Source organism: Corynebacterium sp. MSK047 (assembly GCF_030232285.1).
Lineage (GTDB): Bacteria > Actinomycetota > Actinomycetes > Mycobacteriales > Mycobacteriaceae > Corynebacterium > Corynebacterium jeikeium_D.
The window spans coordinates 146,723-165,064 of the sequence record NZ_JASPJI010000001.1; the positions used below are offsets into that span (position 1 = coordinate 146,723).

12 protein-coding genes and 1 pseudogene are annotated in these 18,342 nt (G+C 60.5%); 4 read left to right on the top strand and 9 right to left on the bottom strand.

The genetic code is table 11. The features are described from left to right. The first annotated feature begins 138 nt into the window (after positions 1 to 138). Positions 139 to 948 carry a metal ABC transporter ATP-binding protein gene (locus QP981_RS00590; protein WP_035006260.1) on the top strand — a complete coding sequence of 270 codons (810 nt, stop codon included), beginning with the start codon at positions 139 to 141 and terminating at the stop codon, positions 946 to 948. Next, positions 945 to 2,711, top strand: a complete 1,767-nt coding sequence (locus QP981_RS00595) for a metal ABC transporter solute-binding protein, Zn/Mn family (RefSeq protein ID WP_222865187.1) — start codon at positions 945 to 947, stop codon at positions 2,709 to 2,711. The genes QP981_RS00590 and QP981_RS00595 overlap by 4 nt, the downstream gene beginning before the upstream one ends. 85 nt (positions 2,712 to 2,796) lie before the next feature. On the opposite strand, the gene QP981_RS00600 is transcribed toward QP981_RS00595, so the two are convergent. Both QP981_RS00600 and QP981_RS00605 read right to left on the bottom strand, forming a co-directional pair. Next, complete coding sequence (locus QP981_RS00600) at positions 2,797 to 3,351, bottom strand: 2-isopropylmalate synthase (RefSeq protein ID WP_048731724.1); 555 nt, start codon at positions 3,349 to 3,351, stop codon at positions 2,797 to 2,799. 239 nt (positions 3,352 to 3,590) lie between these two features. Beyond that, positions 3,591 to 4,976, bottom strand: a complete 1,386-nt coding sequence (locus QP981_RS00605; RefSeq protein WP_049171925.1) for a dipeptidase — start codon at positions 4,974 to 4,976, stop codon at positions 3,591 to 3,593. Between the two features lie 378 nt (positions 4,977 to 5,354). On the opposite strand from QP981_RS00605, the gene groL reads away from it, so the two are divergent. Then, a complete protein-coding gene (groL, locus tag QP981_RS00610; RefSeq protein WP_038626677.1) occupies positions 5,355 to 6,980 on the top strand; it encodes a chaperonin GroEL in 1,626 nt (541 codons plus the stop codon). Between the two features lie 340 nt (positions 6,981 to 7,320). Here the strand turns inward: groL and QP981_RS00615 are convergent, their stop codons facing one another. Next, positions 7,321 to 7,797 carry a DIP1984 family protein gene (locus tag QP981_RS00615; RefSeq protein WP_070437789.1) on the bottom strand — a complete coding sequence of 159 codons (477 nt, stop codon included), beginning with the start codon at positions 7,795 to 7,797 and terminating at the stop codon, positions 7,321 to 7,323. A 153-nt stretch (positions 7,798 to 7,950) separates the two neighbouring features. Here QP981_RS00615 and ppk2 point away from each other — a divergent pair, with 153 nt between their 5' ends. Next, entirely contained in the window at positions 7,951 to 8,850 is a 900-nt protein-coding gene (ppk2, locus tag QP981_RS00620) for a polyphosphate kinase 2 (RefSeq protein WP_005510168.1), read from the top strand. 106 nt (positions 8,851 to 8,956) lie between these two features. Here the strand turns inward: ppk2 and QP981_RS00625 are convergent. The 6 genes and pseudogenes from QP981_RS00625 to QP981_RS00650 form a co-directional block, all read right to left on the bottom strand. Next, positions 8,957 to 9,338 (bottom strand): annotated as a pseudogene (locus QP981_RS00625) (transposase-like zinc-binding domain-containing protein); the annotation flags it as partial. Between the two features lie 475 nt (positions 9,339 to 9,813). After that, positions 9,814 to 10,935, bottom strand: coding sequence for a Dyp-type peroxidase (locus QP981_RS00630; protein ID WP_070603911.1), 1,122 nt, complete (start codon positions 10,933 to 10,935; stop codon positions 9,814 to 9,816). A gap of 122 nt (positions 10,936 to 11,057) precedes the next feature. Beyond that, entirely contained in the window at positions 11,058 to 12,779 is a 1,722-nt protein-coding gene (locus QP981_RS00635) for an AMP-binding protein (protein WP_187404875.1), read from the bottom strand. Between the two features lie 95 nt (positions 12,780 to 12,874). After that, positions 12,875 to 16,924 carry a Pls/PosA family non-ribosomal peptide synthetase gene (locus QP981_RS00640; RefSeq protein WP_284857203.1) on the bottom strand — a complete coding sequence of 1,350 codons (4,050 nt, stop codon included), beginning with the start codon at positions 16,922 to 16,924 and terminating at the stop codon, positions 12,875 to 12,877. Beyond that, on the bottom strand, positions 16,921 to 17,763 hold the full coding sequence (locus QP981_RS00645; RefSeq protein ID WP_284857202.1) for a MarR family winged helix-turn-helix transcriptional regulator: 843 nt from the start codon (positions 17,761 to 17,763) through the stop codon (positions 16,921 to 16,923). The genes QP981_RS00640 and QP981_RS00645 overlap by 4 nt, the downstream gene beginning before the upstream one ends. 157 nt (positions 17,764 to 17,920) lie before the next feature. Then, positions 17,921 to 18,217 carry a rhodanese-like domain-containing protein gene (locus tag QP981_RS00650; RefSeq protein WP_016421494.1) on the bottom strand — a complete coding sequence of 99 codons (297 nt, stop codon included), beginning with the start codon at positions 18,215 to 18,217 and terminating at the stop codon, positions 17,921 to 17,923. Positions 18,218 to 18,342: the final 125 nt, after the last annotated feature.

An 18,342-nucleotide genomic window follows, 5' to 3' on the forward strand; every position in this document is an offset into this window, starting at 1 on the left:
TACTGGACAAATGCCTCTGATAGTCCTTCCGCACCGGTGCCATGTCCTTATTTCCCCCCCCCCCCAACACCACCCCACCCCAAAGGTCAATACATTGAACTTGGTGGTTCATTGAACTGACCACTATTCTTGGCTGCCATGAGTATTAGCGTCCAGAACTTGAGCGTGAGCTACGGCGCGAACACCGCGATTCGGAACATCAGCTTCACCCTCGACTCCCCCGGCATGCACGGCATCATCGGCCCCAACGGCTCAGGCAAATCCACCCTCATGAAGGCGATGCTCCAGATCCTGGACAAACACAACGTCCACGGCACAGGCCCCACCGGCGCCCCTGCCGGCTACCCCGTCACCCTCGACGGCAAGGCCCCCGCCGAGCAGCGCCGCGCAATCGCTTATATCGAGCAGCGCTCTGACCTCGACCGCAACTTCCCCACCAGCGTCTTCGACACCGTCCTGATGGGCACTTACCCGCGCCTGGGTCTTTTCCACCGCCCCGGCAAGGCCGAACGCGAAGCAGCCACCCAGGCTCTCAAGGACGTCGACATGTGGGACTTTCGCCACCGCCACATCAGCGAACTCTCGGGCGGACAGTTCCAGCGCGTCCTCTTTGCCCGCGCCATCGTCCAGGACGCGGAGTACATCTTCCTGGACGAGCCCTTCGTCGGCATCGACGTCCCCAGCGAGAAGACGATCGTGACCCTGCTGCGGCAGATGGCGGACGCGGGCAAGCACGTCGTCGTCGTGCACCACGACATGAACACGGTGCGCGGCTACTACAACGACCTCATCGTCCTCAACGGCGAGCTCGTCGCGGCGGGTCCCACCGAGGAGGTCTTCGTCCCCGACGTGCTGCAGAAGGCCTTCGGCGCGCTCGTCATCCGCGAGCCGTCAGCACCAGCCCACCCCACGCCACGGCAGGCAGCCCTCCAGGAGGAGACAGCATGATCGCGGAGTTCCTCGACTCACTACTCAGCCACGGCTACCTGCAAAAAGCGCTGATCACCTCGGTGATCGTGGGCGTGGCCTGCGGCATCGTCGGCAGCTTCATCGTGCTGCGCGGCATGGCCCTGATCGGCGACGCCATCTCGCACGCCGTACTACCGGGGGTCGCGGCCTCCTACCTGCTCGGCACGAACCTCTTCCTCGGGGCGGTGGTCGCGGGTCTACTCGCCACACTGGCGATCGGGCTGATCAGCGAACGCTCCACTGTGAAGAACGATTCGGCGATCGGCATCGTCTTTTCCACCTTCTTCGCGATCGGCGTGCTGCTCATGGCGAAAGCGCAGACGGCGACGGATCTGACGGAGATCCTCTTCGGCAACGTCCTGACCGTTCAGGACGCCGACCGCAACCTCTCGATCGGTATTGCCGCTGCCGTGCTGATTCTCACGCTGGTCTTTTACAAGGAGCTCAAGCTCAGCACCTTCGACCCCGTCATGGCGCAGTCGGCTGGCGTGCCCGTGCGGGCAATCCACTACGGGCTGATGGTGGTGCTCACGCTGGTGACGGTCATTTCCCTGCAGACGGTGGGCGTGATCCTGGTGGTCTCCCTGCTGATCACTCCGGCGTCGGCGGCGTACCTGCTGACGAACCGGCTGGGAGTGATGATCGGGCTTTCAGTGGCGATCTCGGCGCTCAGCTCCGTAGTGGGGCTGTTCCTGAGCTATAGCTACAACGTGTCCTCCGGCGTGACGATCGTGCTGACCGCCAGCGCGCTGTTCCTGCTGGCTTTCCTCTTCGCGCCAGGCAAGGGACTGATTGCTCGCTCGCTGGGCAATAAGCCACTGGCCGCGCTGTTGGCCCTCCTGGTGGGCGGTGCCCTCGTGTTCGGGGCCGTGACCTTCTCGACGGAGGAGAAGGCAGACGGTGAGCAGCTGAACGTCGTCACCACCTTCACGCTGCTGGCGGACCTGGTGGAGGAGATCGGCGGCGAGGCGGTGGACGTCCATAACCTCGTGCCGACCGGCACGGACCCGCACGACTACGACCCCCTGCCCGCGGACCTGGATGCGACGAGCGACGCCGACCTGCTGTTCTACAACGGGCTGAACCTCGAGGGCGGTGAGCACGGCTGGCTCGCGAAACTGAAAAACACCGCGGGCCTGGACGATTCCCAGATGGTCGAGGCCACCAAGGGCGTGGAACCGAAGTACCTCAAGGACGAAAAGGGCAATCAGGAGATCAACCCGCACGCCTTCCTGGACCCGACCGTCGGCATCGCGATGGCCGAGAACGTGACCGCGGCGCTGGCCGAGGCCCTGCCCGAGCGTGCCGAGCACATCGAGGAGAAGGGGGCGGAGTACAAGGCCATGCTGGAGAGCATCGACGCCGACTACCGCGAGCAGATCGGTGCGCTGCCGAAGGAGGATCGTGTGCTCGTGGCCAGTGAACATGCCTTCCAATACATGGTCGACACCTACGGCATGGAGCAGCTGTATATCTGGCAGATCGACACGGATGAAAACGGCTCCCCCGCGCAGATCGGACACCTCGTGCGCCAGCTGAAGGACAAGCGCCCGAAGCACCTGTTCGTGGAGTCGAACGTGGATACGCGCCCCATGAAGACCGTCTCGAAGGAGGCCGGGATTCCGATCTTCGACGAGCCACTGCACTCCGATGAGCTCGGCAAGCCGGGCACGGTCGCGGGAACCTACGAGGATTTCCTGCGCAGCAACTTGAAGACCATGATCGCGGGGCTGAAGCGCTAAAACGCGAATGCTCGAGGCCCACATGCGTTGGGCTTCCCCGGTCGCATTCCCCCCCCCCGTTTACTAAACGAGCAGCATCCGCGTCCTACCCATGCAGGCGGTTAGCAGCGCAGACCAAAGCGGAGAGCACGGAAGCCTCCGGAGTCTGGCCGAAGCCCATGGTCCACACATGGTCATTGTTGTGACCTGCATAGACAAAGGTAGCGGTAGCTTCGAAGATTTCGAACTGGTGGAATTCCACGATTTCCACGCGGTAACCTGCATCAGCCAGCAGATTAGTGCAAGCCGACACCGGCCCCATAGCGGTAATCTCCTGGGTGAAGGTGTGGGTGTGGTCGTCCTTGTCGGTCAGTGTTAAGTCAGCGTTGAAATTCCAGCGCCCCAGGGTGCCGCGGGTTGCCTCGAAATTCTTGATCTGAACCGGGCCGCTCGTGGGGGAGTAGGTGTCCTTGAACTTCTGCCAGTTCATGCCACGAGCTTCTTGCCTTAAGCCTCGAGGCAGGCGATGTCCGAATCGAGCCCTAAATGGATCGTCGGAATAAGTTCGCACATTGCCGTCGTCCTGGTGCTCCAACGAAGGGCGCTTGCCCGTGAACGTCGTCGAAGTGGACATGTTCTTCTGGGTGCGAGTGGGAAACATTCTTTTCTGGTCCTTTGCTTAGTTGCTTTTGCTGTGAGTGGCGGACCAACCAAGTGCTTTGAGAAGTTGCGGCCAGAGACCCCGTGTGGAGGGGTCAGTCCTGTCGGCCTCCACCGGGGTTCGTAGCCTTCGCTACTCGAATAAGAATGTTCTGCTGCATGGGTGGAACCTTACTACAGGTAAAAGATGTGACACAAGTCATTCAATCAATATCTTTGGTGGATTCTTTGCTGTCCCCGTTAAATTCCGTTGACAGAGGCCAGGAAAACCGCCTCGCCAATAGCGATGTCGCGAATCTCGTTCGGGTCGACCGATTCATCAGCCGAGTGGATGCGAGCCTGTGGCTCCTCCACGCCGTAAAGCGCGATGTCAGCACCTGGTACGGCGTCCAGCAGGGTGGCGCACAGCGGAATTGAGGCGCCCTCGCCCATGCTTGCGGTCTCCTTGCCATAGGCGGCCGACAGGCTGTCAGCGACCAGTTGCACAACCTTGCCCTCAACGTTGGCCCGGAACGGGTTAGCCAGCTCGTCGCGTTCGACCGTCACCTTCACGCCCCACGGAGCATGTGCGCGCAGGTGATTTTCCAGCGCGTCCTGCGCCTCAGCCGGATCAACGCCGCCTGGGATGCGGAAGTTAATGTGCGCCATGGCGGTCGACGAAATCGCGTTGACAGCATTGGTTGCCGGTGGGCAGTCGATGCCGGTCACAATCACCGACGGGCGCGCCCAGGTCAGATCGGAGACGGAAGTGTCCTCGTTGCTAATCAGGCCCACTCCATTGAGCACGCCGGCGTCAGCGCGGAAAGTCTCTGGCGAGTAGTCCAGGCCCTCCCACCGCTGCGAGCAGTCCAGTCCATCAATAGAAGTAAAGCCATTTTCATCGCGCAGGCTGTCGAGCATGCGAATCAGTGCCGCCAGCGCATCCGGGGCTGCGCCGCCGAACATGCCCGAGTGAACCGGCTGCTCCAGCGCATCGACGCGTACTTCCACATCGGCGGTGCCGCGCAGAGTGGTCACGAGCGTCGGCTGGCCAACCTCGGCATTGCCGACATCCGCAATGAGGATGACGTCGGCGTCGAAAAGCTCTGGCTGTGTGGCGATGAGGTTGTTCAGGCCCGCCGACCCGCGCTCCTCGGAGCCCTCCACGATGAGTTTGATGTTTGGCATGTCGACGTGGCCCGCAAGAGCGTCGTCGCGCAGCGCGCGCAGCGCAGCCAGGTGCATGACCACGTTGCCCTTGCAGTCGGCAGTACCGCGGCCGTACCAGCGACCGTCGCGCTCGTCGAGTGTCCACGGATCTGCGGTCCAAGCGGACTCGTCGCCCGCCGGCTGGACGTCGTAATGGGAGTAGAGCAGTACGGTCTTCGCGCTTTCCGACGACGCGGGGACGAAACCCGACAGTGCAATCGAGCCGTCGACGGTGTGGTGCGCCTTCAGTTCGATGCCCAGCTCTGCGTACATCTTGGTAACCGCCTGAGCTGCGTCAATGCAAGCCTGTTTGGTTTCTTCGGTGCCGTGTACGGAAGGGAAAGCCACCAGCTCGGTCAGCTGGGTGCGGATGGTCTCGCGTTGGCTGGAGATGTGGTCTCGCAGGGCGTCCGTGAGTTCCTTATTAATAATGCTCATGTGCGACAGTGTAGGCGCACAACCATGATGACGTTGGGAGTGACGTCGGGAGTGGTATTGGCGTTGGGAGTTGCGGCGCTTAACCTTGCACTCGATGGGGTTGAGTGCTAAAAAAGTGAATTAGCACTTGCTCTAATTGAGTGCTAATAAAAACAACTTCACACCTTGTGTATGTGTGCGTTGTATGCGAGTTGCAGCAAACTGCAGCACATACTGCAGCGCAGGCTGAAACAAGTGTTGCAAAGTCGTTAAAAAGTACAGTGTTGACTCCGGTGATGGAGAGGGCGGCGCTTCCCTCGAATCACATGCCGTCGCGGGCGCCTGGGTCAACTTCCAATGTAAGTGCCACATAAATAGACGGAGGATTCTTCAAACCTCATGGCTAAGATGATTGCATTTGACGAGGAGGCCCGCCGCGGTCTCGAAACGGGTCTGAACACCCTGGCAGACGCTGTCAAGGTTACGCTGGGCCCGAAGGGTCGCAACGTAGTCCTCGAGCGCAAGTGGGGCGCACCGCTGATCACCAACGACGGTGTCTCCATTGCACGTGAAATCGAACTTGAGGATCCTTACGAGAAGATCGGCGCTGAGCTGGTCAAGGAAGTTGCCAAGAAGACCGACGATGTCGCTGGTGACGGTACTACTACCGCTACCGTTCTGGCTCAGGCTCTGGTTTCCGAGGGTCTGCGCAACGTTGCTGCTGGCTCCAACCCGATGGGCATCAAGCGCGGCATCGAGAAGGCTGTCACGGCTGTTACCGAGAAGCTCCTGGAGTCCGCTAAGGACATTGAGACCAAGGAGCAGATTGCTGCTACCGCTGGTATCTCCGCTGCTGACCCGGCTATCGGTGAGCTGATTGCCACCGCTATGGACAAGGTCGGCAAGGAAGGCGTCATTACCGTGGAAGAGGCCAACACCTTTGGTCTCGACCTGGAGCTGACCGAGGGTATGCGCTTCGACAAGGGCTACATCTCCGGTTACTTCGCCACCGACATGGAGCGCCAGGAGGCCGTTCTGGAGGATCCGTACATCCTCCTGGTTTCCGGCAAGATCTCCAACATCAAGGACCTGCTGCCGCTGCTGGAGAAGGTCATGCAGTCCGGCAAGCCGCTGCTGATTATTGCTGAGGACGTCGAGGGTGAGGCTCTGTCCACCCTGGTCGTCAACAAGATCCGCGGCACCTTCAAGTCTGTCGCTGTGAAGGCTCCGGGCTTCGGCGACCGCCGTAAGGCAATGCTGCAGGACATGGCTATCCTGACCGATGGCCAGGTCATCTCTGAGGAGGTCGGACTGTCGCTCGAGACCGCTGACCTGCCGCTGCTGGGTCGCGCTCGCAAGGTCGTCGTCACCAAGGACGAGACCACCATCGTCGAGGGCGCTGGCGAGCAGTCCGCTATCGAGGGCCGTGTCAACCAGATCCGCGCTGAGATCGAGAACTCCGACTCCGACTACGACAAGGAGAAGCTGCAGGAGCGTCTGGCTAAGCTCGCCGGCGGTGTTGCAGTTATCAAGGCTGGCGCCGCAACTGAGGTCGAGCTCAAGGAGCGCAAGCACCGCATCGAGGATGCCGTCCGCAACGCAAAGGCTGCTGTGGAGGAGGGCATCGTCGCTGGTGGCGGTTCCGCACTGCTGCAGGTTTCGCACGTGCTTGACGACGAGCTGGGTCTGACCGGCGACGAGGCAACTGGTGTCCGCATCGTGCGTGCGGCTCTCGCAGCTCCGCTGCGCCAGATTGCTCTGAACGCTGGTTTCGAGGCCGGCGTCGTTACCGAGAAGGTTGCTTCCCTGCCGCAGGGCGAGGGTCTGAACGCTGCTACCGGTGAGTACATCGACCTGATGGAAGCCGGAATCAACGACCCGGTGAAGGTTACCCGCTCCGCACTGCAGAATGCCGCTTCCATTGCGGCTCTGTTCCTGACCACCGAGGCTGTTGTCGCTGACAAGCCGGAACCGGCTATGCCGGCAATGCCGGGTGGCGACGAGATGGGCGGCATGGGCTTCTAAAAGAGGTCCCAACTGCTTGAGTTAGCCTTAAAAATCGCCGCTGAGGGGTGTCCCTCAGCGGCGATTTTGCTCTGTAACTTGAGAAAGTTTAAGTCCCCGAACCCACCCTCGTCGCATCAGATGCCTCAGCGCTTGGTAGTGAAAAATAACCGATGATCTGTACCCATGTACGCAATGCCGAGGACTGTCTGTTATTAATCCTGCTGCCTCAGTACAGGTGAGATCTTTAGGTGTCCCTTTAAGGCCAGAGACAGGCCGTCGCGCTCGCCGACAATCTGGATGCAACTACCGACTTATCAAAGTGTGAAATTCTTCTGGCTTCGCTACCGAACCCTGCTTGCTATTCGGCCGGCTTATCCGCGGCCTCGATAAGCTCGGTTGACCAGTTCGCCTGCTGAATACGGGTATCCAAGTCCCGGTATTCCTTCGCCGCCTTGTCGGCTTTCTGGCGCAGCGACCGGATATCCACAGTGGCGACATAGCGAATCTCCGAAGCTGAGTATCGATCCCGCCGACCCGAGCCCTGATCGGCTGCGGAGGTGTAGAACCGCCGCCGTGTTAGCAGGTGGTCGCGCTTCGCAAGTGCGTCGCTAAGCGTTCCGTCCTCGAAGGCAGTAGCGGAATTCGTTGCGTTAATCGAGCGCACCAGCCATTCGAAGCGCGCCATCAGACGCTCGGCTTCGGCAATAAGCGCTTGCGGATCTTCATCAGGCGTATCGCCTTCCTGCACCTGCGCTACTAGCGAAAGACGGCGATTAATCTCAGCCAGCCGGTCGGAAACTTCGGATCGTGCGGCAAGAGCTTCGGATAACAACATGGCATTTATTGTACGCGCAGTGCTTATCGACGGTCGCTGCGTGCAGTCCCACCCCTCAATTTCGGTAAGACGGAACGTTAACTACTGGGAAATTGCAGGTAAGGGCACCCGCATGGGGGACGCGTGGCAGAGAAATTCAGTAGGATAAGGGGTATGGCTGACAAGAATGAAGAGGAATTCCACATCGTCGATTTGGCGAAGACCGAAGGTTACGTCGTCGATGATTCTGATGAGGACGATCCGGTACTGGTCACTCCAGACGGTGAGCGGGTTGATACCTGGCGCGATGGCTACCCGTACGAGGAGCGCATGACTCGTAAGGAATATGAGTCTATTAAGAGGAAGCTGCAGATTGAGCTTCTGAAGTGGCAGAACTGGACCAAGGAAACTGGTCAGAAGCACATCATCCTCTTCGAAGGCCGTGACGCCGCTGGTAAGGGCGGTACCATTAAGCGCTTTAACGAGCACCTGAATCCGCGTGGTGCTCGTACTGTGGCTCTGGAAAAGCCGTCTCCGCGTGAGTCCACATCGTGGTACTTCCAGCGCTACATTGAGCACTTCCCGTGCGCTGGTGAAATCGTCTTCTTCGACCGTTCTTGGTACAACCGTTCGGGCGTTGAGCGCGTGATGGGTTTCTGTACTGAGTCGCAGCACGCAGAGTTCCTGCGTGAGGTCCCGATGCTGGAGAACATGATTCTGGGCTCCGGTATTTCGCTGACCAAGCTGTGGTTCTCTGTGACCCAGAAGGAGCAGCGCACTCGCTTCGCTATTCGCCAGGTTGACCCGGTACGTCAGTGGAAGCTCTCTCCGATGGACCTCGCATCGCTGGACCGTTGGGGTGACTATACCCGCGCAAAGGAAGAGCAGTTCCGCTACACGGATACGGATGAGTCCCCGTGGATTACCATTAAGTCCAACGACAAGAAGCGTGCCCGCATCAACGCAATGCGTTATGTGCTGAGCAAGTTCGAGTACACGGAGAAGGACCACGAGCTGGTTGGTACTCCGGACCCGAAGATTGTTAAGCGTGGCCGTGACCAGATTGGTGACTAGTTCGGTGGTCCGTGACTGACAAAGTTCTTGTCTAGAAGAAACGCCCGCAGGAGTGCTCAGGCACTCGGCGGGCGTTTTCTTATGGCTGGCGGCGGTGGCGCTGGCAGGCGATGACGTGGTCACGGCTTGCGGCTACGAGCAGGCAGCCGGCGTCGGCGTAGGTGCCGTCGATGAAGATTTGGTCGTAGATTCGGTTGGGGGGCTGGGGTACTGGGGACATCGATGAGCCACAACGAGGTGAACCGGCGGTCGAGCGTGCGCCGGGAGACGTGCAAGGTGTCGGCGACCTCGGTTAAAGAAGCAGTGCCGGTGACGTAGGCGTGAAACGCTTTGAAATCCCGGGTCTGGGTCTGATCGAGGCGGCGGTGTGTGGTGGAGGTTCCACAGTCAGGGTTTTTACACCGCCACCTGGTTGTCCCTTTGGTTGTGGTGCCGTTTTTCTTCATTTGCCCAGTGCATACGGGGCATCGGGGTCTGTTATGAGTCACCCAGAAAGACAACCAAGACCCTGCTACCACATGTAGGAGCCATTCCGGTGGATTGAACAAGAAACGGGCTTGAATAAGGTCTGGAACCTTATTTAAGCCCGTTTTATGCAGCTTGATCAGCAGATATGCTGAAAATCAGACACACTTTTGGGGATGCGGACGTTTTGTCACTTAACCCTGGGTTGGAGTGGGGCTTGGGTTGAAGCAGGGGCAGGTTGTTGGCTTGTCCGTCACTTATGGCCAGTTTTCGGGGACTTATCGATGGTTTTTCGGCACTTATGCGCAAGCTGCGGGCCAGGCCCTCTCACTTGTCGATGCGCTATTCACTTGTGGCCACGCTGCAGCGCATCGATAGGTGAATAGCGTGGCCACAAGTCGTCGGATGCGTCGGCCAGCTAGCATTGCAGCCCGTCAGCTTTTTAGTCCGTCAGACTTTAGCCCGCCAAGTCAGTTTTTCGCCGCCAGCTTGCAGCCTCTACCCCTCAATCAACTCCTGGCCCCAGTAGGAATCCGGGGTAGTGCCAGGGGCAATCCAATACACAGCGGAGCCGATGTGACGGTTCCACTCATTGAGCAAATCGCCGCGATCCAAACGGGCTTGGATTGCACTGAATTGGTTGTCCGGGTTCTTCTGGAATGCAACCCAGACCAGGCCAACGTTCGGTCCTTCGAACGGGAAGGCCGGCTCACCGGGCTGGTCTTCGTAGGCATAGGCGCGGCGACGCAGGGCGTCGTCAGGCTGACCATCCTGCTCACGGGAAAGCGCCAAGTGAGACTGGCGGTGGATGAGATACTCGCCCTGGTCATCGACGGCATCCATGTCCTCTTCATCGAACTCGTCATTGCCGCCGGAAAGAGGAGCGCCGGTGTGGAAGTCACGACCGATAACGATGGAGCGTTCGTCGGTGCTGAGCTCATCCCAACTGTTCAAGTCGAGCGCAATACGGCGAACAACCATCACGCAGGAGTTGTTAATCGCCTTGTCCTTGGAGTCAATCCACACCTGTTCGGACCATTCCTCCGGAGTGGACGGGTTGACGGTGCCGTCAAGCTGGCCCAGCGGGTTGCGTGGGGTAGCGCCGTGAGGCTGCGAACCCCAGGCGTAGGAAAAGCCCTTCTGGAACCACTTCACGCGAGCCCACGGAGCCGCCTTCTTTTCCAGTAGACGGGACGCGGCCGAAACGGTGACGAGATCATCACCGCACAACTGCAGAGCGAAGTCAGACTGACCCCACTCAGGGCGGAGCATGTCATGCTGGAATGACGGGATATCGTGCAGACCAGCCGGCTTGCGCTCTGGCTTGCCGAGCACATCGAAGATGCGCTCACCGAAACCTGCGGTAATGGTCAGGTTTGCAGTGGCTGCAACCATTTCCGGTTCCAGATACCCCTCGATGTCCTGGCCTTGGGTGAGGCGGCGGGCAACGTCGGTAAGTGAGGAGAACAGTGCCTTCAGATCTGCTGCGTCGACGCCGTCCTTCAAATCGAATGCGACGAGGCGGAGATGTGCTTGGCCGGGCTGTTCAACGCCTGACTGGACCGGGCCATCGAACGGAATCTTGGCGCCCCTCAGGGAAGTTTCGGAAGCCTGTGTCACTCGAGGTCACTCCTTGAAAAGAGGTGGGATAGATAGCTTTTATGACTACGAGCTTAATCGCATTCGACTGGCTATGAGTTCCAAAGTAGAAGCTCCGCAGGAGCAATGACCTCGACCCTCTGTTACCCCTTAATGCGCGTCTTTTCGCTTGCCCAGGCTAGGTCGCGCAGCTCATTCTTGCGCACCTTGCCGGTGGAGGTTCGCGGCAACTCATCAATTACGACAACATCGCGTGGAATCTTGTAACCGGCGATATGAGCGCGACAGTGGGCAATGACAACTTCGGCCACGTTCTTATGGTGCTCGGCAACTTCTTCCGCGGTGCCCTGGCAGCGAGCCTCCGGGCGCAATACAACGTAGGCGCGTGGACGCTCGCCCCACTTGTCATCCGGCACGCCGATGACAGCACAGTCGGATACATCTGGGTAGCTGACCACAGCCTGTTCGACTTCAATAGTAGAGATGTTCTCACCGCCGGAGACGATAACGTCTTTTGCGCGGTCGAGCAGCTGAATATAGCCATCCGGATGCATAACACCAAGGTCGCCGGTGTGGAACCAGCCGCCGCGGAACGCGTGTTCGGTGGCCTCGGGGTCCTTGAAATAACCATTCATGACACCGTTGCCAGTCATAATAATTTCGCCGATGGTGGCACCGTCGTTAGGTACGTCAATCAGAGGTGTATCGAGTGCGTCGGATTGTTCGACGATGCGAACGTCCTGGTTAGTTACGGTAGCGACACCCTGGCGAGCCTTGAGGACGGCGCGGCGACGCACGGTCATGTCCTTCCAATCGGGTTGGGACTCGCAGACCGTGAAGGGGCCGTAAGACTCAGTGAGACCATACACGTGCGTGATTTCGACGCCAATATTTTCACAGCGCGTGATGATTGTCGGACTCGGCGGTGCGCCTGCAGTCATAATGCGCAGGTTGGTGACGCGACGCTTGTTATCGTCATCGACGAGTGTGGTCAGCACAGCAGGCGCACCGCACATTGAGGTAACACCCTCCTCTACAATAAGGCGCCACATTTCCGGCCCGCGGACGGCGCGAATCGCAACTTGGCGAGCACTGGTCGACATCGCTGCCCACCCGGTACACCAGCCGGAACAGTGAAACATCGGCAGAGTCCACAGGTAAACGGTGTAGTGATTGAAGTGCATAGTCTGCACCTGGCCAAGCGCATTCAGATATGCGCCGCGATGCGTGTACACCACACCTTTCGGTTTTCCCGTCGTGCCCGAGGTGTAATTGATGGCAATGGGGTCGTGCTCGTCATCGACGCTGTAGGGCAGGTTCGGACGATTCTTCCCACGCTTGACGACGTCGTCCCCAGCCAAGTACTGGCTAAAGGTAACAGCGGCCGTATTCTCAGCCTGGTATGCCGAGGTGCCAACAATCTCGGGTTCGTTGCCTTCGCCGTCTGCGATGTAGATGACCTGCTTAAGTAGGTGCCCGACTGTCGGAAGCGCTTGGTCAATCAAAGCTTGTTCACCGAGCAGCGTGGTGATTTCAGAATGCTCGAGGATGTATTCGATTTCCTTCGCAGCCAGGCGAGTATTAATAGCGACAACGACGCCACCTGCCAATGGAATAGCGAACTGTGCGAGGAGTGCCTCGTAACTATTTGCCGCGAGCACGCCGACCCGGTCGTTTTTCTGCAGGCCATCGTCGATAAGTGCATGTGCGAAGGCCTGCGCGTCGGCGGCCATTTCGGCGAAGGTGATGCGACGTGGGCCGTCGACGAAGCCAACTTTGTTCGGGTGGACGCGGGCACTGCGCTCTAGAAATCGCAGTGGGGTAATTGGCTGATCCAAACCATTTTTGTCAGGGAAAATAGTCATAGGAATTAGGGTAAATGGTTGGATTGCAATACGAAAGGATTTCACAAAATAGGGGAAGAGTTTTCGCGGGTGGCTTTCACTCCACCCGCGCAGCCCTACTTCTTCTTGGCCACTACTGGCTCAATTGGGTTACCTCGCCAGGAGGTGTGCGCAGGAACGTGGTCACCGCGCATGACGAGAGAACCGGGCTCGACGCGGCAGCCGTCGTCAAGCACAGATGCCGGCAGTGCGACTGAGTGCGGTCCCAGCACGGAGCCGTGTCCGATGTGGACGGTGTCGAGCGTCATCACACGGTCGGTGAACAGGTGCGTCTGAACGACACAACCGCGGCCGACAGAGGCACCCCGCTCGATTGTGACCAGGTCGGTCTCGGGCAGCCAGTACGTCTCCAGCCACACCCCGTGGCCAACGTTCGCGCCGAGCAGTCGCATTGCGCGTGCGATGCCGCCGGTGGCCATCGCCGGGTTCAGGTACCACGGCGCGGCGACCATTTCGACGAACGTATCCTGCAGCTCATTGAGCCAGACGAACTTGCTCCACAGCGGGTGATCACCCGGCTTGTGCTTGCCGACGCACACCCACTTGGCCACGACCGTGATGAGCAGCCCCAGCACACCAACAATCAGTAGCACGGCAGGGGAGAGCAGCCACGCGACCACCAGGCCGAGCAGGGCAGCGCCAACGCCACCTGCAGTGACCAGCTCCGCGGTGAACATAACAATTCCCTGCAGGCTAAACAGCGTGATCGTCGCCAGCATGAGAGAGACCATCGGTGCCAGGACGCGCAGTGTCTCGACGATGCCGCGGGCGACCTTCAATCCCGTAGTCGGACGGTAGGTCTGCGCCGACTCATCGCTGGAGACAGTGCCCACACGGCGCATGCGCTCTGGCGGCGAACCCCACCAGTTGGAGCCGGACTTGGTCTTCTTCGGAGTAGAGGACAGCACGGCCACCAGTGAGTTCTTCGCCAGCTTGCGTTCCGGAAGCGTGATGCCGGAGTTGCCCAGGAAGGCGCGCTTGCCGATGCGGGAGTCGCCCACCAGCAGCCAACCGCCGCCGAGCTCGTAGCTGCCGACCATGGTGTCGTCAGCCAAGAAGGACTCGTCCTTGACGTGCAAGAACTTCGGAATACCAATCGCGGTGGAGACCTCGCTGTCGCGACCAATCTGGGCACCCAGCGCACGCAGCCACAGTGGAGTCAGCATGGAGGCGTAGATGAAGAACAAGTCATGACGAGCAGCGTCCATCAGGCGAATTGTCGCCCAGGACTGCCAACCCACGCGCGAACGCACCGGGAACACTCCCGACTTCAGACCGATGCTGAACAGGCGCACGAGAATCAGCGTCAGCAGGGCATACACCGCAACACCGACGAAGGTGGCGGGAATAGTCCACAGCACGGCACTGCCCAGCGTTGACCAGAGATTCGAGGTGGCTAGCTCGGTGGTGCCGTCGATAAGCCCCGTGCCCCAACCGATGACAGCAGCCATCGCGACCGCAGCGGACAGCGGCACCAATGTCAGCAAGACAGCGGTGAGACCGTAGATAGCCACCCAGTGGCGGCGAGCCGGCGGAACTTCCTCCGGGAAGCGGTGCTTGGACCGACCGACCTTGCGAGCCGGGGAACCCGACCAGCGCGCGCCAGCCTTGACCTTCTTCTCACCGGTGACGGTGGAGCCCGCCTCGATGTGAGCGTCATTGCCAATACGCGCGCCGGGCAGCAGCGTTGAACGGGCACCGATGCGGGCGTGCTTGCCAATAGTGACCTCGCCGACGTGGACGACATCGCCATCGACCCAGTATCCGGACAGGTCTACCTCCGGCTCGATCGAGCAGTAATCATCCAGTTTGACCAGACCCGTCACCGGCGGCAGCGCGTGCAGATTCACACCCTTACCAATGCGGGCACCCAGCATGCGGGCGTACCACAGCACGAACGGAGCGCCCGCCACAGAGTGGGCGCCAGAGCTCTCCGCCAGGCGTTCGGCCGCCCATAGCCGCAGGTGTACCGAACCGCCTCGCGGGTAATCACCCGGGGTGATGTTGCGCGTGAGCAGGCGTGTCGTCGCCGCGTTGATGGGCATGACCCCCAGCGGGGTCAGGAACAGCACGGCCAGTACGGCCACCAACCAGCCTGGTAGCGCCAGCGGTCCGCCGATAACCCAGTTGATAATCGCAAGCCACGTTACCCAGCGCATGCCACGTGCCCACTGCAATGGCACCATGAGGCCCACCTGGGCCCAACGGGTCTTACGGGAGACAGGCGTCGGCTCGGGTACCTTTTCCAGGTGAGCGGTGGGGTCGCTGGCGTCGTCGGCAAGCATGTCGTCGCTGATGAAACCGCGCGCGACCAGCTCTTCAGCGAGATTGCCCAGGCGCGGGTGGTCGTAGAGATCGCGCACGGCGACCTGCGGGGCGCGCTGGCGAATGCGCGCAATGACGCTCGCCGCCGCCAAGGACGTGCCGCCCAGGGCGAAGAAGTCCGAGGCCGCGCCGGGCGCAGGTACGGACAGCACGTCCGCCCAGATGTCGGACAGCCACTTCTCCACAGGGCTCAGCTTGTCGACGTCGCCCTCACCCGCACGCGCAGGCAGTGGCCACGGCAACGCCGCCTTGTCGACCTTGCCGGAGGTACGAACCGGCAGCTCATCCATGATGTGCAGGCGTGGCACCATCGCGGCTGGCATGGCATCGCGGAGAGTATCCATGCACTTGTCGTAGTCCATGGCTGCGGCGTCGCCACCGGCGCCGACGTAGCCGACCAGGATGGAATCGCCAGCACCGGTCTTCTGCACCACGACAGTCGCCTGAGTAGCGCCGGGGAGGGCAGCCAGGTGCGCCTCGACCTCGCCGAGCTCTATACGGCGCCCGCCGATTTTCACCTGATCGTCGACGCGGCCGGTGAAGTACAGTCCGTCCTCATCCATGATGACGTGGTCGCCGGTGCGGTACGCGCGCTCCCAACCGAGAGCTGGCAGCGGTGCGTACTTCTCGGCGTCCTTCTCCGGGTCCAGGTAGCGTGCGAGTCCCACACCGCCGATGACCAGCTCGCCCTTGGTGCCCGGTGGGACGGGGTTGCCCTCCTCGTCGATGACGGTGAGGTCCCAGCCGTCCAGAGGAAAACCGATGGTCACGGGCTTGCCGGGCCTCAGCTCGATGCCGGAGGCCACGACGGTGGCCTCGGTGGGGCCGTAGGTGTTCCACATCTCGCGCTCTGGAGTGGACAGGCGCTCGACCAGCTCTTGCGGGCAGGCCTCGCCGCCAACGATGAGCAGGCGCACGCTGTCGAGTGCCTCGGCAGGCCACAGGCCGGCCAGTGTCGGCACCGTGGAAACAGCGGTGATGTGGCGGGAAATCAACCATGGCCCCAGGTCCACGCCGGAGCGCACCAGTGAACGCGGGGCTGGCACCAGGCAAGCGCCATTTCGCCAGGCCAGCCACATTTCCTCACAGGAGGCGTCGAAGGCGACGGATAAGCCGGCGAGAACGCGGTCATCCGGGCCGAGCGGTCCTTCCGGGTGGTTGGCCAAGAACCAGCGGGCCTCCGCATCGACAAAAGCGGCGGCGCTGCGGTGGGTGACCGCCACGCCCTTGGGCTTGCCGGTGGAGCCAGAGGTGAAAATAATCCAGCAGTCATCGTCAGGAGTGGGCTCCTGCGAGATGATCTCGCGTGCGCTCGGCGGCGTCGGTTCCGTCTCTTCCTCGTCGGAGTCGGCGTCGGAGTCCAGCGGGCGGGGGCGATTACGTGCCGTGGAGCCAGCCAAATGCAGGCCTTCAGCATCGAAGTAACCGGCGATACCGGCCTCGCCGAAGACCATTTCTGCACGCTCGTCGGGGTCATCCGCATCCACCGGAACGTAGGCGGCACCGGCGGCCATGATGGACAAAATTGCCAGGTAGAGCTCGCGGCTTCCCGACGGCATCCGCACACCAATGCGGTCGCCGCGACGGATGCCCTGTTCGTAGAGCCACGTAGCTGTGGAATCAATCTCGTTGATCAACTCCGCATACGTGACGACAACCTCGCCGTCATCGATGGCCTCAGCCTCGGGGAACCTTCGCGCGGTCGCCCGGACAATGTCAATGAGTGTGCGCTCAAGCGGCTGTTCCGTAGCGCGTAGGAACTTCGCTTCAGTGGTTGTCACTTAGAAGACCCCTTCTTATTCTTCTTCTTGCGCTTTTTCTTCTTCGACTTCTTACGTTTAGGACGTGGGGCATCGCTTGACGACGTCGCCTGCGTCTTATTCTCCGCCATGTCCTTGGTGTCTGTCTCAGTGGCCGTGACCTCTGGGGTAGCGGTCTCGGGGTTCTTTGCGCCGGCATTGTCAGAAAGCGGAGCGCCGGAGTCAGTTTCGGGGCTTGCAGCGGAGTCGTCGGCAAGCGATGCAAGCAGCGCGCGTACCTCGGGTGCGCATTCGGCGACGGCGGCGCGCTCGGCTCTGCGGAGTGAGCGTCGCAGAGATGCGCGGGTAGTGTTGCCCGTTTCTGTCAGTGCGATGAGCTGGCGGCGACGATCCTTGGAGTCTCGGGTGCGCTCGACTAGATTTGCCGACTCCAGAGAGTCAATCAGGCGAACCATGTCAGAGCGGTCCATGCCGAGCAGCGCGCTCAGCTCGGTTTGAGCCATGTCGCCGCCATCGGCGATGGCCTCCAGAACCCAATAACCGCGGATGGAAATCGACTCAATCTGAGTGCGGCCAAGAGCCGCGTTGACGCTGGCACGGACAGCCGCATCGAGCTGTGCCAGGCACCAGGACGCGGATTTGCGCAGGGCGGCCGGTGCGACGGCGGGTTCGCTTGCGGAGCCGGGCTTGCACTTGGACTTAGCGCTGGCCTTGTTTTTGGCTTTCGCTCCCTTGCGAGCCTTCTTCGCCTTGGTGCCGCTCTGTGCGTCGACAGCAGACACCTTCGCGTCTACGTCGGCTGCCACACCACCGCTGGTGTCGGCTGAGTCCGCCGAGGAAAGTACGGATGAATCAGACATACTTCCCATACTAGACAATCTGGGGAACCGTCAATAATGGGACATGGCCAACTAATAATGTCCCTGTTTGCCTGCGGATTGTTAGAACGTCGGTGCTTTGGGGTGGGTAGATAAAAGAAAAACTGCCCTGCGGGTAGGCAGGGCAGTTGTAGTTGGTTTAGTTGGCCTTCTCCATTGGGCGGCCGAAGTGCTCCCAGTCGATCATGCCGCCGGTGATGACGATGGTGTCGATACCGTTCTTCTCCAACCAGGAAGAAACCTGAGCGGCACGTCCACCGGAGCGGCACATCAGGTAAATGTCGGAATCCAAATCCAGCTCGCCGTAGCGGGACGGAATCTCTTCCATGGGGATGTGAACGGCGCCGGTGGCGTGGCCGTCATCCCACTCCATCTGTGAGCGGACGTCAATGATCTGTGCGTCTTCGGGTACTTCGGATACGTTTACGGTTTCCATAGTGCGCACTATACGCAATCTGGCCTTATCGCCGGAAGCACAAAGGCCGCCGGAGGAAAACTCCGACGGCCGTAGCGCTGAATCACAGGAACTGCGTCAAAGGTGCGAGCCCCAGAAAGGGAGAT

Bases quoted from the DNA above. Each gene is read 5' to 3' on its own strand.
- QP981_RS00590 (WP_035006260.1), top strand. From the start codon at position 139: ATGAGTATTAGCGTCCAGAACTTGAGCGTGAGCTACGGCGCGAACACC.
- QP981_RS00595 (WP_222865187.1), top strand. From the start codon at position 945: ATGATCGCGGAGTTCCTCGACTCACTACTCAGCCACGGCTACCTGCAA.
- QP981_RS00600 (WP_048731724.1), bottom strand. From the start codon at position 3,351: ATGTTTCCCACTCGCACCCAGAAGAACATGTCCACTTCGACGACGTTC.
- QP981_RS00605 (WP_049171925.1), bottom strand. From the start codon at position 4,976: ATGAGCATTATTAATAAGGAACTCACGGACGCCCTGCGAGACCACATC.
- groL (WP_038626677.1), top strand. From the start codon at position 5,355: ATGGCTAAGATGATTGCATTTGACGAGGAGGCCCGCCGCGGTCTCGAA.
- QP981_RS00615 (WP_070437789.1), bottom strand. From the start codon at position 7,797: ATGTTGTTATCCGAAGCTCTTGCCGCACGATCCGAAGTTTCCGACCGG.
- ppk2 (WP_005510168.1), top strand. From the start codon at position 7,951: ATGGCTGACAAGAATGAAGAGGAATTCCACATCGTCGATTTGGCGAAG.
- QP981_RS00635 (WP_187404875.1), bottom strand. From the start codon at position 12,779: ATGACTATTTTCCCTGACAAAAATGGTTTGGATCAGCCAATTACCCCA.
- QP981_RS00645 (WP_284857202.1), bottom strand. From the start codon at position 17,763: ATGTCTGATTCATCCGTACTTTCCTCGGCGGACTCAGCCGACACCAGC.
- QP981_RS00650 (WP_016421494.1), bottom strand. From the start codon at position 18,217: ATGGAAACCGTAAACGTATCCGAAGTACCCGAAGACGCACAGATCATT.